Source organism: Prescottella sp. D32 (assembly GCF_037287305.1).
GTDB lineage: Bacteria > Actinomycetota > Actinomycetes > Mycobacteriales > Mycobacteriaceae > Prescottella > Prescottella equi.
Genome location: NZ_JARBSW010000005.1, coordinates 155,261 through 169,704, shown reverse-complemented (window position 1 = coordinate 169,704; position 14,444 = coordinate 155,261). Strand labels below are relative to the sequence as shown.

10 protein-coding genes are annotated in these 14,444 nt (G+C 68.6%); 2 read left to right on the top strand and 8 right to left on the bottom strand.

What is annotated here, in order from left to right; translation table 11 throughout:
* Positions 1-124: 124 nt before the first annotated feature.
* The 4 genes from narI to PSS76_RS19995 are packed head-to-tail and all read right to left on the bottom strand — an operon-like array spanning position 125 to position 6,910.
* Complete coding sequence (narI, locus tag PSS76_RS20010; protein ID WP_064058241.1) at positions 125-913, bottom strand: respiratory nitrate reductase subunit gamma; 789 nt, start codon at positions 911-913, stop codon at positions 125-127.
* Positions 910-1,515, bottom strand: coding sequence for a nitrate reductase molybdenum cofactor assembly chaperone (gene narJ / locus PSS76_RS20005; protein WP_064076907.1), 606 nt, complete (start codon positions 1,513-1,515; stop codon positions 910-912). The genes narI and narJ overlap by 4 nt, the downstream gene beginning before the upstream one ends.
* Entirely contained in the window at positions 1,512-3,194 is a 1,683-nt protein-coding gene (narH, locus tag PSS76_RS20000) for a nitrate reductase subunit beta (protein ID WP_337456572.1), read from the bottom strand. The genes narJ and narH overlap by 4 nt, the downstream gene beginning before the upstream one ends.
* Positions 3,194-6,910 (bottom strand): nitrate reductase subunit alpha, encoded by a 3,717-nt coding sequence (locus PSS76_RS19995; RefSeq protein ID WP_337456571.1) that lies wholly within the window; start codon positions 6,908-6,910, stop codon positions 3,194-3,196. Before PSS76_RS19995 ends, narH begins: the two co-directional genes overlap by 1 nt.
* A gap of 128 nt (positions 6,911-7,038) precedes the next feature.
* On the opposite strand from PSS76_RS19995, the gene PSS76_RS19990 reads away from it, so the two are divergent.
* Positions 7,039-7,998, top strand: coding sequence for a tellurite resistance/C4-dicarboxylate transporter family protein (locus PSS76_RS19990; RefSeq protein ID WP_337110246.1), 960 nt, complete (start codon positions 7,039-7,041; stop codon positions 7,996-7,998).
* A gap of 104 nt (positions 7,999-8,102) precedes the next feature.
* Positions 8,103-8,861, top strand: coding sequence for an SDR family NAD(P)-dependent oxidoreductase (locus PSS76_RS19985; protein WP_064076910.1), 759 nt, complete (start codon positions 8,103-8,105; stop codon positions 8,859-8,861).
* A 65-nt stretch (positions 8,862-8,926) separates the two neighbouring features.
* Here the strand turns inward: PSS76_RS19985 and PSS76_RS19980 are convergent, their stop codons facing one another.
* The 4 genes from PSS76_RS19980 to leuA all read right to left on the bottom strand — a co-directional run bounded on the left by PSS76_RS19980 (position 8,927) and on the right by leuA (position 14,216).
* On the bottom strand, positions 8,927-11,056 hold the full coding sequence (locus PSS76_RS19980; RefSeq protein WP_005516022.1) for an oxidoreductase: 2,130 nt from the start codon (positions 11,054-11,056) through the stop codon (positions 8,927-8,929).
* A 126-nt stretch (positions 11,057-11,182) separates the two neighbouring features.
* Entirely contained in the window at positions 11,183-11,713 is a 531-nt protein-coding gene (locus tag PSS76_RS19975) for a TspO/MBR family protein (protein WP_005516021.1), read from the bottom strand.
* Positions 11,714-11,741: 28 nt separating this feature from the next.
* Positions 11,742-12,104 carry a hypothetical protein gene (locus tag PSS76_RS19970; protein WP_022593726.1) on the bottom strand — a complete coding sequence of 121 codons (363 nt, stop codon included), beginning with the start codon at positions 12,102-12,104 and terminating at the stop codon, positions 11,742-11,744.
* 303 nt (positions 12,105-12,407) lie between these two features.
* A complete protein-coding gene (leuA, locus tag PSS76_RS19965) occupies positions 12,408-14,216 on the bottom strand; it encodes a 2-isopropylmalate synthase (protein ID WP_013414683.1) in 1,809 nt (602 codons plus the stop codon).
* Between the last annotated feature and the right edge of the window lie 228 nt (positions 14,217-14,444).

The following is a 14,444-nucleotide window of genomic DNA, read 5'->3' as shown; positions in this document are numbered from 1 at the left end:
CGCCACAATTGGCTCATTCGCCGCGGATGAAATTCACGTCACTCTCTCCCGCGTTTTGCGCACTTATCGCGCGTTCCCGCCTCCGCGCACCGCGTTTTGCGCACTTATCGCGCTCCGGGAGGGCTCAGGCCCGCGTTTTGCGCACTTGGCGCGGGGTGCGGGGCGGGCGTGTGGCGCCGACGTCCCATCCTCTTCCGGGCGTTTCGGTACGAGGAGCCCCGCCGACGTCGCGGCTGCGATAGACGATGTAGGGCCGGAAGAGGTATTTCACCGGCGCGCTGAAGGCATGGACGAGTCGGGTGAAAGGCCACAGGATGAACAGCACGATGCCGATCAAAGCGTGCACCTGGTACGTGAGTGGCGCCGATGCGATCAGGTGAATCTCCGGCTGCAGGATGAACAGGCTGCGGAACCAGGGCCCGATGGTCTCGCGGTAGTTGTAGCCCTGGTGCAACGAATTGGCGGCGACCGTGGTCCACAGCCCCGCGCAGATTGTGGCGACGAGGACGAGATACATCATCTTGTCGTTGCGGGTGGTGGCCATGAACACCGGGCCCTTGGTGCGTCTGCGGTACAGCAGGATCGCGATCCCCACGAGGGTGCAGAAGCCGGCGAGGCCGCCGAGGACGTAGGCCACGTAGTGGTACCGCGTCTCGGTCACCCCGAGCGCGGCGGTCCACTCGTCGGGGATGATCAGGCCGAGGACGTGGCCGGCGACGACGAACACCAGACCGAAGTGGAACAGCGGGCTGCCGATCCGCAGCAGCCGGGACTCGTACAGTTCCGACGACCTCGTGGTCCAACCGAACTGGTCGTACCGATACCGCCACGCGACTCCGGTCACGAAGATCCCGACCATCACGTAGGGGAGCACCGCCCACAGCAGGATGTCGGTGAGGCTGCTGTCGGTCATCGGGCACCTCCGGTCGGGAACGGTTCCAGTCCCACGTCTTCCTGCGGGGGACCGCTGCGCGCCAGCGCGAGTACCGCGTCCCGGTCCTCGGCGGTGGGCCCCGGCAGTGTCGACAGCAGCGCATCGAGCACCGCGAGATACGGGCTGTCCACCTCGATGAGACCGAGCCTGATCAACTGCAGTCCCAGCACGTGCCTGACGAGCAGCGAACGGTCACCGGTGGCAGCCGCGAACTCGAGGACGACGGGCAGGAAGTCGGGCAGGTCGGCGGCGGCGAACTCCACACCGGCCCGCCGGTAGTACTGCTTGAGCCGGACCAGGGTCACCCCGCGTCTGCGCGTGTCGCCGTCGGCGTAGTAGGTCAGGTACAGGCAACTCTTGCGCCGCAGGTCGAAGGTTTCGACGTAGTGCCGGGTGAGATCCGGGAGCGGCTGTGTCCGCAGGTGGCCGACGAATCCGGTGAGCGATCGCGTTGCGGCGGTGCGCGGCAACTCCGACAGTGCCTGCTCGACGGCGGGCAGCCGTCCCGACAGGGCAGGGGTGGGGTAGTCGAGGAGCAGGGACGACGCCTGGTCGAGGACGCGCAGGTCCGCGGCCCTCATCGCCGGCCGCCTTTCCGGTCGTCTCCGTCGCGCTTCGGGAACATGCCGTCCACGACACCCTTCCCGTCCCAGTTGAGGAGGTTGACGCGCGCCGACCGGTCCTGCGCGTCCGCGACGTCGTCGGCGGTCTGCCGGTGTTTGAGGGCGTGGAACGTCTCGACCGCGACGGGGACGGGGCGGCCCGACGCCTCCCCGAACGGTCCGCTGTCCAGCATGCCGGGGCCGCCTTCGAAGTCGAGACTGCAGCCGAGTTCCTCGAGTTGATGGGCCTGTTCGGCGTGGGCGGTGGGGATGACGTACCGCTCCTCGTGCTTCGCGATCGCGAGTAGGCGGTACATCTCGTAGACCTGTTCGCCGGTCATCCCGACCGCGGTCGCTGTCGACTCGTCCGGTTCGTCGGCCAGGTTGAGGTCGCGCATGTACGAGCGCATCGCCGCCAGCCGGTGCAGCACCGCGGTGACGGGCTCGGGGTCGCCCGCACTGAACAACCTCGCGAGATAGTCGACCGGGATACGCAGGGTATCGATCGCCCCGAAGAGATTGTCGAGATCCTCTCCGTCGTGGCCCGTTTCGCTCAGGACGTCGACGACGGGGGACAGCGGCGGGACATACCAGACCATCGGCAGCGTGCGGAATTCCGGATGCAGCGGCAGCGCCACCCGGTACTTCTCGATGAGTGCGTATACCGGCGATCGGCGGGCGGCGTCCATCCAGTCCTCGGGGATTCCCGCGGCGCGGGCGCCCTCGATCACTGCCGGGTCCTCCGGATCGAGCAGCAGGCCGCGTTGGGCGTCGTAGAGATCGCGTTCGTCGGGTGTGGACGCCACCTCGCCCACGCGGTCGAGGTCGTACAGCACGATCCCGATGTACCGCAGACGCCCGACGCACGTCTCCGAGCAGACCGTGGGCAGCCCCACCTCGACGCGCGGATAGCAGAACGTGCACTTCTCCGCCTTGCCGGTGCGGTGATTGAAATACACCTTCTTGTAGGGACATCCGGTGACGCACATGCGCCAACCGCGACACTGGTCCTGGTCGACCAGCACGATGCCGTCCTCGGCGCGCTTGTACATCGCGCCGGACGGGCACGATGCCACACACGACGGGTTGAGGCAGTGCTCGCAGATCCGGGGGAGGAAGAACATGAAGGTCTTCTCGTACTCGAGCCGGACCTTCTCGGTGGCCTCCTCCCGCATCTGTTCGAGGATCGGATCGTGTGCCTCGGTGGCGGCGGTGCCGCCCAGGTCGTCGTCCCAGTTGGCGCTCCACTCGATCGGCATGGGTTTGCCGGACAGGAGCGAGATGGGTTGCGCCACCGGGAAGTCGGCGCCGAGCGGGGCTTTGGTGAGGGTGTCGTAGTCGTAGGTCCACGGCTCGTAGTAGTCGCGGATGTTGGGTAGCAACGGGTTCGCGAAGATCGACAGCAGCTTCTTGACCCGTCCGCCGGCGCGCAGCGTCAAGCGTCCGCGCCGGTTCAGTGTCCAGCCGCCCTTCCACAGGTCCTGGTTCTCGTACTTGCGTGGGTATCCCTGCCCCGGGCGGGTTTCCACGTTGTTGAACCACACATACTCGGTGCCCCCGCGGTTGGTCCACGTCTGTTTGCACGTCACCGAACACGTGTGGCAACCGATGCACTTGTCGAGGTTCATCACCATCGCCATCTGCGCTGCGACCTGCATCAGTACTGCACCTCCTGGCTGCGGCGGCGGATCACCGTGACCTCGTCGCGTTGGTTGCCGGTGGGGCCGAGATAGTTCCACGCGAACGACAGCTGCGCGTACCCGCCGATCAGGTGGGTCGGCTTCACCAGCACGCGGGTGAGCGAGTTGTGGATGCCGCCGCGCCGGCCGTCGGTCTCCGACTTGGGCACGTTGATCAGCCGTTCCTGGGCGTGGTGGACGAACACCGTGCCCGGTGGCATCCGGTGCGTGACGACCGCCCGGGCCACCAGGATCCCGTTGCGGTTGACGGCCTCCACCCAGTCGTTGTCCGCCACCCCGATCGCGGCGGCGTCGTCGACGTTCATCCACACGTTCGGCCCGCCCCGCGACAGTGACAGCATCAGCAGGTTGTCCTGGTACTCGGAGTGGATGGACCACTTGGAGTGCGGGGTCAGATAGCGCACCGACAGGGCCTTGCCGTCGGACTCGCCGAGACGCGTCTCCCCGAACAACCGTGTGATGTCGAGCGGGGGCCGGTAGATCGGCAGCACCTCGCCGAACTCGCGCATCCATTCGTGGTCGAGCACGAAATGCATTCGGCCCGTGAGGGTGTGCCAGGGCTTGAGTTCCTCGACGTTGATGCTGAACGGCGCGTACCGCCGGCCCCCCGCTTCGCTGCCGGACCACTCGGGACTGGCCAGTGTGGGCACCGGCCGAGCCTGTGTGTCGGCGAACCGGATCCTGCTTTCCTCGTTTCCTGCCGCCAGATGGGTCAGCGGCCGGCCGACCCGCCGGGACAGTTCCTCGAAGCCGGCGAGCGCCAGCCGGCCGTTCGTGGTCCCGGACAGCGCCAGGATGGCCTCGGCCATCTTCGCGTCGGTGTCCAGCGCGGGGCGTCCGGCGCCCGCACCGGACGACATCACGCCGCACGTTCGTGCCAGTTCCGCGACCTCCTCGTCCGGGTGGAACGTGACGCCCTTGGTGTTCAGCCCCGCCTTCTCCGCCAGTGGACCGAGGGTGGACATCTTCTCGGCGATCGCGGTGTAGTCCCGTTCGACCACCTGCAGTCCCGGCATCGTCCTGCCCGGGAGCGGATCGACCTCGCCGGCTCGCCAGTCGCGTACCTCGCCGAACGGCTGCGCGGTCTCGCCGGGTGTGTCGTGCCCGAGAGCGGTCGCCACCAGATCGTGGCGGGTGCCGAGATGAGTCTTCGCGAGTTCGCTGAAGCGGCGCGCGATCTCGGTGAACGCATCGAAGTCGCTGCGGGCCTCCCAGGGCGGATCGACGGCCGGCGTGAACGCATGCACGAAGGGGTGCATGTCGGTGCTCGACAGGTCGTACTTCTCGTACCACGTCGCGGCCGGCAACACGATGTCCGACAACAGCGTCGAGCTGGTCATCCGGAAGTCCAGCGACACCATCAGATCCAGCTTGCCGCGGGGTGCCTCGTCCCGCCACCGCACCGACGTCGGGCGGGTCTCGGCCGGCGTCTCGTCGGCGCGCAGACTCGAGCCCGCACCGAGGAGATGTTCGAGGAAGTACTCGTTGCCTTTCGCCGACGCGCCGAGCAGGTTCGCCCGCCACAGCGTCAGTACGCGCGGCCAGTTCTCCTCGGCGTCGACATCTTCGACCGCGAAGTGCAGTTTCCCACTGCGGAGTTGGTCCACCACGTAGTCGCCCACGTCGACGCCCGACGCCGCCGCGTCGTCGGCGAGGTCGAGGGGGTTGCGGTCGAATTGCGGATACGACGGCATCCAGCCCATCCGTGCGGACTGCGCGATGGTGTCCGCCGTGTGCTGCCCGGCGAGACGTCCCTCCGCGAGCGGGGAGGCGAGCGCGTCGGCTCGGTAGCCGTCGTAGCGCCACTGGTCGGCGTGCATGTACCAGAAGGCGGTGCCGATGGCCTGTCGCGGCGGCCGGGACCAATCGGTGGCCATCGCCATCGTCGCCCACCCGGTGATCGGCCGCACCTTCTCCTGTCCCACGTAGTGCGCCCAGCCGCCGCCGTTCCTGCCCATGCTGCCGGTCAGCATCAGCAGGGCCAGCACCGCGCGGTAGGTGGCGTCGCCGTGGAACCACTGGCAGATGCCGGCACCCATGATGATCATCGAACGTCCACCGGATCTCTCGGCGGAGCGGGCGAATTCGCGCGCGATCCGCAACACCGATCCGGCCGGCACCGACGTCACCGATTCCTGCCACGCCGGGGTGTAGGGCTCGTCTGGATCGTCGAACCCGGCGGGCCACGTTCCCGGTAGGCCGTCGCGCCGCACCCCGTACTGCGCGAGCATCAGGTCCAACGCGGTCGTTACCAGGTGGCCGCCCACTTCGCGGACCGGTACGCCTCGGCGCATCGTCGTGCCCTCGCCGACATCGAAGCGCGGCAGCAGGACCTCGGCACTCTCGGCGTCGCCCGGTGCATCCCGCACACTCAGCGCCGGGACGGTGTCGCCGAGGTCCAGGTTCCACTGCCCCACACCGGACTCGGTGTGCCGAAATCCCATGCTGCCCCGAGGGACGACGGCCGACCCGTCCCCGGAGTCCAGGAGCACGGTCTTCCACTCGGCGCCCTCACCGTCGTCACCGAGATCCGACGCGCGCAGGAACCGTCCCGGTACATACGCGCCGTCGCGTTCGGTGAGTGTGACGAGGAACGGCAGATCCGTGTAGCGCGAAGCGAAGTCGGCGAACATCGGGACTCGTCGGTCGGCGTAGTTCTCCTGCAGGATCACGTGGCCCATCGCCATCGCGAGGGCGCCGTCGGTGCCGGGCTGTGCGGGCAGCCACGCGTCGGCGAACTTGGTGGCGTCCGCATAGTCGGGGGAGACCACCACCACCTTCTGGCCGCGATAACGTGCCTCCGCCATCCAGTGGGCGTCCGGGGTGCGGGTGACCGGGACGTTGGAGCCCCACATGATCAGATAGGCGGCATCCCACCAGTCGCCCGACTCGGGCACGTCGGTCTGGTCGCCGAACACCTGCGGTGACGCCACCGGAAGGTCTGCGTACCAGTCGTAGAACGACGTCATCACCCCGCCGAGCAACTCGATGAAGCGGGACCCCGCCGAGAACGACACCATCGAGAACGCAGGGATCGGCGAGAATCCCGCCACCCGGTCGGGGCCGTACTTCGCGATCGTGTGTACGTGTGCGGCGGCGATCATCTCCACCGCGTCCTCCCACGACGCCCGGACCAGCCCGCCCTTGCCGCGGGCGCGCTGGTAGCGGGCCCGCCGGCCGGGATCGCCGACGACGTCGGACCACGCCAGCACGGGGTCGCCCAACCGCTCACGGGCCTCCTGGAACATCTCCAGCAGCAGTCCGCGCACGTACGGGTAGCGAACCCTGGTGGGGGAGTAGGTGTACCAGGAGAAGGCGGCACCACGGGGGCAGCCACGAGGTTCGTATTCGGGACGGTCCGGACCCACCGAGGGATAGTCTGTCGCCTGCGTCTCCCAGGTGATGACGCCGTCCTTGACGTACACCTTCCACGAGCAGGATCCGGTGCAGTTCACGCCGTGCGTCGACCGGACCACTTTGTCGTGACTCCACCGGTCCCGGTAGAAGGCGTCCCCGTCCCGCCCGCCCGTCCGGTACACCGCGCGCAGGTCTGCGGACACGGTGGAGCGGGTGAAGAAACGCCCCGTCTCGAGCAGGGCCGCGCCGAACGGACTTTCGATCGGTGCGGGTGGTGGCGGGGCGGAGCGATCGGGTTCGTCGGTTGCACGCGACATGGCTGCCTCCCTCTGTCGAGGATGGCGCATACGGCCGAGGCGCGCAGCGAAACCCGAGCGGAACCGTCGAATCGGGACCGGCCGCCGCCCGACACGCGCATCATGGGGAGGTGTCCGACGGCCCGGGTGTGAGGACGAGAACCGGCCGCGCGCTGACCGCCATCCCGGCCGGGGCAGGCGCTGCGGCGATGTCGACGGGCATCGTGTCGGTGGCCCTGCATCTCGTTGGATTCGAGTGGTTTTCCCGGTTCTGGTTGATTGTCGGAGCGCTGATCTGGGCACTGCTCGTGGTGGTCTTCGTCGGTCGGTTGTTCGACGACCGCGCGCGCTGGGTGAACGAAGCCGACACCCCGCCGGCGCTCACCGGAGTAGCGGCGACGTGCGTGCTCGGCGCCCGATGCGTGCTGCTCGGCTGGAACCATATGGGCGCCGTGGCGCTCGGCATCGCGTTCGTCGCGTGGCTGGTGCTGATCCCGGCCGTGGTGCGGCACTGGACCTCGCCCACCGTCGGTGTGCACTTCCTGCTCTGTGTCTCGACCCAGGGGCTGGCGGTGCTGGGCGCCTCGCTGGCGGTATCGGCGCCGGCGCACTGGATCGTCGGACCCGCGTTCGTCGCGTTCCTGCTGGGGCTGTTCTTCTACCTGATGGTCCTCATCCGGTTCTCGTTCGACCAGTTCCGGGTCGGCGCCGGCGACCAGTGGGTGTTCGCGGGTGGCCTCGCGATCAGTGCTCTGGCCGCGGGGAAGCTGGCGCCCGCGGCAGTCGCGGCAGGGTGGCCCGAGGGTCTCCACGACGCGATCCGCGTGGCCGGGGTGGTGATCGTGTGCATCGTACTGATCGACTACGTGGTGCTGGTGGTCTCCGAGATCAGATGGCCGCGACTGCAATACGACGTGCGCCGCTGGTCCACCGCCTTCCCGATGGGCATGACGTCGGCGGCGTCGCTCACGGTCGCGGTGTCGTCCGACGCCGACTGGTTGCGTCCGATCGGTGAAATCCTGGTGTGGCCGGCCGTCGTGGTGTGTCTGATCCTGCTCGTCGGGTCCGGGCGGCACCTGACGGCCGAGGCGCGTCCGGCGTCGACCTGAGCGAGCGCCGCGTCCGAAACCCGCCAGCGTCACGCCCGGGCACCGAGAAGTGTGGAGCACGGCCCGGCCGGCTCCTTCCTGCACCTCTCGAAAAGGACTCACGCATGTCTGCACGTCTGGAAAACAAGGCCTTCATCGTCACCGGCGGATCGTCCGGCATCGGGTTCGCGGTGGCTCGCCGTCTCACCGCCGAGGGCGCCGCGGTGGTCATCGGCAGCCGCCGCAAGGATGTGGGCGGTGCGGCGGCCGAGAGCCTCCGCACCGCCGGTGGCACAGCGATCTTCGTACCGGCCGACGTCACGATCGAGGACGACGCCGCCCGACTGGTCACCGCTGCAGTCGCAGAGTTCGGGCGTCTGGACGGTGCGTTCAACAATGCGGGCGGAGTCAACGCGTCCGGCCCGATCTCGACCGTCGACGCGGACACGTGGAATGCGGAGCTGACGCAGAACGTCACCAGCGTCTTCCACTGCCTCAAGTACCAGATCCCGGCCGTCCTGGAGACAGGCGGCGCGATCGTGAACAACGCGTCGAACATGGGTGTCGTCGCTCTGCCCGAGGCGGCCCCGTACGTCGCGGCCAAGCACGCGGTCGTGGGCCTGACGCGGTCGGTGGCGCTCGAGGTGGCCGACCGCGGCGTGCGGGTGAACGCGATCACCACCGGCGGCGTCGACACGCCCTTGGCGCGGGGGTCGATGGCCACCACACCGGAGGCGCTGGCCTACATCGAGTCGTTGCACCCGGTGAAGCGCATCGCACAGCCCGACGAGATCGCCCCGTTCGTGGCGTTCCTGCTGAGCGACGAAGCTTCGTTCATCACCGGCGCCGCCCTCGCGATCGACGGTGGGTTCACCACGCGCTGAGCAGTATTCGACAAAGACGACGGCCGGCCCCGAGTGAACTGCGGGGCCGGCCGTCGACTGCGAGATCAGATCTCGGTGGCAACCTTCCACGCCGAGTGCATCGCGCCCTCGATGTAGTCGACCTCGCCGGCGTCACCGACGACGCGGACGTCGACACCGGCGCGGGCCAGCTCGTCGGCGAGCGGCGCCGCCGCCGAGACGCCCGAGGCGACCACGACCATGCTCGCCGGCGCGGACAGCGACTTGCCGCCGGAGGCGAACTCGACGGTCTTCTTGGTGATGCGCTCGACGGTCGCGTTGCGGTGGATGTCGATGCCCAGCTCCTTGGCGTGCTTGACGGCGGTCCAGCGACGCGGCATCGCCATCGGGACACCGAGCTGCTGGCCCTCCTCGATCAGCGTGACCCGGCTGCCGCGTTCGGCGAGGAATTCCGCGAGCTCGAGACCGACCAGCGACCCGCCGATCACGACCACGTTCTTGCTCATCGGCAGGAACTTGAGGAACTTGCGGCTGAGCGTGCGGATCTTCTCGGGACTCTTGGTGATGCCGACGAGGCCGCCCAGCTTGCCGGCGATCCGCAGGAACAGCGCCTGATCGGAGACGTCACCGGTGCCGGTCATCAGGCCACGCAGGCTGTCACCGGTGTGCACGTGCGGCAGGTTGCCGCCCGGCACGCTCGGTCGCGCCCGCACCGCGCCCGTGGCGACGACGACGGTGTCGGGCGCGAGGGCCTTGATCGTCGCAGCGGTGGCGTCGGTCTTCAGCCGGACGTCGACCCCGGCGCGCCGGATCTCGTTGCTCAGCCAGTTCAGCAGCCGCTCGTTGTCCGGGGTGGTGAGCGTGGAGAACCACAGCGTGCCGCCGAGCCGGTCGGTCTTGTCCAGCAGCGTGACGCGGTGACCGCGTTCGGTGGCGACGCGCGCCGCCTCCATGCCGCCGGGGCCGGCGCCGACCACGACGACGTGCTTGCGCTTGGTGGCGGTTGGGAACGGCAGCAGCTTCTCGTTGCCCAGTGCCGGGTTGACCGCGCACAGCGGGGTGTCGTCCCAGAAGTTCTCCTGCACGCACACGTAGCAGTTGATGCAGGGGCGGACCTGCTCGCTGTGGCCGGCCTTCAGCTTGTCGACCAGCGCGGGATCGGCGAGAAGCTGGCGGCCCATCGCGACGAAGTCGGTGTGGCCCTCGGTGATCATCTGCTCACCGACCTCGGGCAGCATGCGGCCGACGGTGATGACCGGAATCGACACAGCCCGCTTCACGACGGCGGCGTTCTCGGTGTAGTAGCCGACCTTGTTGGGCAGCGGGCCGTCGGTGAAGTTCGCGAACGCGTTGAGCGCGGTGCCGGTGACGTGGATGGCGTCGGCACCGGCCTCCTCGAACATCGCGGCGGCGCGGGCGGCCTCGTCGGGGGTCAGGCCTTCGGACTCGCCGTACTCCTGGCCGGCCAAACGCACGATGACGGCGAGGCTGTCACCGACCTCGGCCTTGACCGCGCGGATCACCTCGCACGACAGCCGCGCCCGGTTCTCGAGCGATCCGCCGTACTCGTCGGTGCGCTGGTTCGAGTAGCGGCTCAGGAAGCCGCCGAGCACGTAGTTGTGGGCGGCATGGATCTCGACGGCGTCGCCACCGGCGGCCTTGACCCGGCCCGCCGCCTCGGCGAACATCCGCACGAGCCACTCGAGGTCCTCGTGGGTGGCCTCGTGGTAGGTGGCCTTCTTACCCTCCTGGATGGCGGCCATCTTCCCGAGCTCCTCGGGAGTGCAGTCGATCATCGCGCTCATGTCGCCGGGGGGCTTCGGGATGGACGGCACCAGCTGCGGGCGGCCGTCGAGGGTGTCGATCCGGGCGACCTTGCCGTGGTGCGTCATCTGCACGCACAGCTTGCTGCCGGCGGCGTGGACGGCGTCGGCGAGTGCCTTCAGGCCGGGGATGAAGCGGTCCTCGGACAGGCCGGGTTCCTTGCGGCTGGTGCAGCCGGCCGGGTACGCGACCGCGCAGCAACCGGTGATGATCATGCCGGTCCCGCCCTCGGCGCGGCTGGCGAAGTGGTCGATGTCGCCCTGGTGGATCTCGCCGTCCTCGCAGAGGTTCATGTCCATCGCCGGGAGCACGACCCGGTTGTCCAGCGTGATCGGCCCGATCTTTCCGGGCGAAAGGAGTCGGGGGAACGTCGTCTGCTGTCGGATCGTCACGAGCCGAAGCTATTTCGCAACGCTCGTCGCTTGGGACGCCTTCCCGCTGAGCGGGACTTCCGGCCGGGGTCGGACACGCGCGACCGTGCGCCGCGCGGAAGGCGGCGCACGCGGGAAACGTCCAGGTCAGCGCGTGGAGCGGCCGCGGTTGATCCACCAGATGCTGCCCGACAACACGGTCGCGAAGGCGCACCACACCGCGTACGGGGCGAGCGCAGCGCCGGCGGCCGGGCTGGTGCGTGCGGTGCGCCGGACGAGGTCGGTGCTGCTCGCGGTCAGCACCCCCGCGACCACGGGCGCGGCCCACAGTCGGTGTGCCCGGAAGAACACCCAACTCCAGCTCGCATTGATGGCGAGATTCGCCGCGAGCGCACGCTGGTAGGCCGCCGCGGACCGGGGGTCCTCCTCCCGCAGCCGGGCCAGGGCGGTTGCCGACGTGACGGCGATGTCGGCGTACAGCGCGGTCCACACCAGTGGGAACGCGACCGGTGGAGGCTGGAACGACGGCTTGCGCAGGTCCGTGAACCAGTCGTCCTCCGCAGGGCGACGGGTGGCGGCCGAGCCCACCAGCGCGGTCCCCGCCGTGAACGCGCCGGTGCGGCCCAGCGATCTGCGCAGGCGTCCGCGGATCGGGTGTGAGGTGTGGCTGCCTGTCATCGTCGCTCCCGTCCGTCGGTGGTGGCAGTCAGGCTGCGCCGGCCCTCAGCCCGGCCAGACGGGCGGCGCTCTCGACCCACTGATCGGTGCGGTCGAGTTCGGTGATGACCGCGTCGAACGCGTCGATCAGCCAGAACCGCTGGGCGCGGGCGAGGACGCACTCGGGGTCGTGTCGATGGTCACGAAACTGGACCTGCCAGGAATCCTCGCCGGCGGCGTCGAAGCTGTGCGTGGCAAGTACGTGTCGCCGGAAGGCGAAGTCCACGCGCACTGCCGATTCCGACTGGAAGCAAACGATTTTCGTCGGGCGGTGCGTGAGGATGGACAGGGCGTGGACCGCGTCGTCGAATCGGCGGTCGTGGACAGGGTCGGTGCTCTTCGATGCGCTCATCGCGCTCTCTTTCTGCTCCGGGAACGAAAACTTCCGCTGTTCCCGGTGTCGTCGCGCTCGAACCCACAGGACGAAAAACCTGCTGGAACCCGAGGGAACGGGGCCCGGCGCCGTGCAGACGGATCTCTGATCCGCGTCGTTCATCGCGGCTTCGTCGGCCGCTTCGATCCAGCCTAACCGACCGGGTGCCCGGCGCAACGTGAGTCGGGTGCGACATGCACCGAGCAGAAGGGCCCGCATCCGTACGGATGCGGGCCCTGGGGCGTCGGAACTCGGTGCGCCCGAACCAGGGGCGCCCGAAACTCAGTGCGCCCGATTCACCGCCGAGACGACGGCGCGCAGCGACGCGGTGGTGATGGAGGTGGCGATGCCCACACCCCACACGACCTTGCTGGTGCCGTCCGGCAGCGTGACAGCACACTCGACGTACGCGGCGGCCTGCGCGTCGTCACCGGCGGACATCGCGTGCTCGGAGTAGTCCAGGACCCGGACGTCGAAGCCGACGGTGCCCAGCGCGTCGACGAACGCCGCCAGCGGACCGTTGCCGGCACCCGAGATCTCCTGCTCGACGCCGTTGACCTTGACGACCGCGGTGATCGCGTCGGTGCCGCCGTCCTCCTCCGCCGCCGTGACCTTCTGACGCATGCGCTCGAGCGGGCTGACCGGGGACAGGTACTCCTCGGCGAAGACGTCCCAGATCTCCTTGGGGGAGACCTCGCCGCCCTCACCGTCGGTGATCTTCTGGACGGCCTGCGAGAACTCGATCTGCAGGCGGCGCGGCAGCACCAGCCCGTGGTCGGCCTTCATGATGTAGGCGACGCCGCCCTTGCCGGACTGCGAGTTGACCCGGATGACGGCCTCGTACGTGCGGCCCACGTCCTTGGGGTCGATCGGCAGGTAGGGGACTTCCCACACGATGTCGTCGACGTCGGCGTCCTGCTGGTCCGCCGCGACCTTCATCGCGTCCAGGCCCTTGTTGATCGCGTCCTGGTGGCTGCCCGAGAACGCCGTGTAGACCAGGTCGCCGCCGTACGGGTGGCGCTCGTGTACCGGCAGCTGGTTGCAGTACTCGACGGTGCGACGGATCTCGTCGATGTTCGAGAAGTCGATCTGCGGGTCGACGCCGCGAGTGAACATGTTCAGACCCAGCGTCACCAGGCACACGTTGCCGGTGCGCTCACCGTTGCCGAACAGGCAGCCCTCGATGCGGTCGGCACCGGCCTGGTAGCCCAGCTCGGCGGCCGCGACGCCGGTGCCGCGGTCGTTGTGCGGGTGCAGCGACAGGATGATGCTCTCGCGTTGGGCCAGGTTGCGGTGCATCCACTCGATCGAGTCGGCGTACACGTTGGGCGTGGCCATCTCGACGGTGGCGGGCAGGTTGATGATGACCCGGTTGTCGGGGGTGGCGCCCAGGGTCTCGACGACCGCGTCGCACACCTCCTTGGCGTACGACAGCTCGGTGCCGGTGTACGACTCGGGCGAGTACTCCCAGCGCCAGTTGGTGTCGGGGTGGTTCTTCGCCTCCTCGAGCACCAGCGCGGCGGCGTCGGTGGCGATCTTCTTGATGGCGTCCTTGTCGGCGCGGAAGACGACACGACGCTGCAGGATGGACGTCGAGTTGTAGAAGTGCACGATCACGTTCTTCGCGCCGTCGCAGGCCTCGAACGTGCGCTTGATCAGCTCGGGGCGGGACTGCGTCAGCACCTGGATCGTGACGTCGTCCGGGATCGCGTTGTCCTCGATGATCTCGCGGACGAAGTCGAAGTCCGTCTGGCTCGCCGACGGGAAGCCGACCTCGATCTCCTTGTAACCCATCCGCACCAGCAGCTCGAACATGCGGCGCTTGCGCGCGGGGCTCATCGGGTCGATCAGGGCCTGGTTGCCGTCGCGCAGATCCACGGCACACCACTGGGGGGCGCGGTCGATGACCTTGTCGGGCCACGTGCGGTCCGGCAGCGACACCGTCTCGACCTCTTCACCGAACGGGCGGTAGCGGAAGGTCGGCATGGAGGAGTTCTTCTGGGTGTTCCAGGACGGCTGGTCGGCAGGCGCCGGCTTGGACGGCGGCGTGATGGTGCGCGAACCGGAAGTGAAGGCGTCAGCGGGGGACATGGGAATCGATCTCCAGGTTGGTTGTGGACTGTAGAGAGCCCGACAGCTGAGGCGACCGGCGCACGGAGAGGACCCGCGACGGGTGGCCAGTCTGGATCAGACCCCGCCGCGGCACCCAAGAAGGAGCGCGCGCTGCATAGAAAGCACTGTACCCCTGCCCCCTCTCGGCCGGTGAGAAGTGGGGAGCAAATTCACACTCGGGGTGGGCGTGGCGTGGTCGACTGTGCG

Coding starts and splice junctions, on each gene's coding strand:
- PSS76_RS19970 (WP_022593726.1), bottom strand. CDS start 12,104: ATGAGCGCATCGAAGAGCACCGACCCTGTCCACGACCGCCGATTCGAC.
- narI (WP_064058241.1), bottom strand. CDS start 913: ATGACCGACAGCAGCCTCACCGACATCCTGCTGTGGGCGGTGCTCCCC.
- narJ (WP_064076907.1), bottom strand. CDS start 1,515: ATGAGGGCCGCGGACCTGCGCGTCCTCGACCAGGCGTCGTCCCTGCTC.
- PSS76_RS19995 (WP_337456571.1), bottom strand. CDS start 6,910: ATGTCGCGTGCAACCGACGAACCCGATCGCTCCGCCCCGCCACCACCC.
- leuA (WP_013414683.1), bottom strand. CDS start 14,216: ATGTCCCCCGCTGACGCCTTCACTTCCGGTTCGCGCACCATCACGCCG.
- PSS76_RS19985 (WP_064076910.1), top strand. CDS start 8,103: ATGTCTGCACGTCTGGAAAACAAGGCCTTCATCGTCACCGGCGGATCG.
- PSS76_RS19975 (WP_005516021.1), bottom strand. CDS start 11,713: ATGACAGGCAGCCACACCTCACACCCGATCCGCGGACGCCTGCGCAGA.
- narH (WP_337456572.1), bottom strand. CDS start 3,194: ATGCAGGTCGCAGCGCAGATGGCGATGGTGATGAACCTCGACAAGTGC.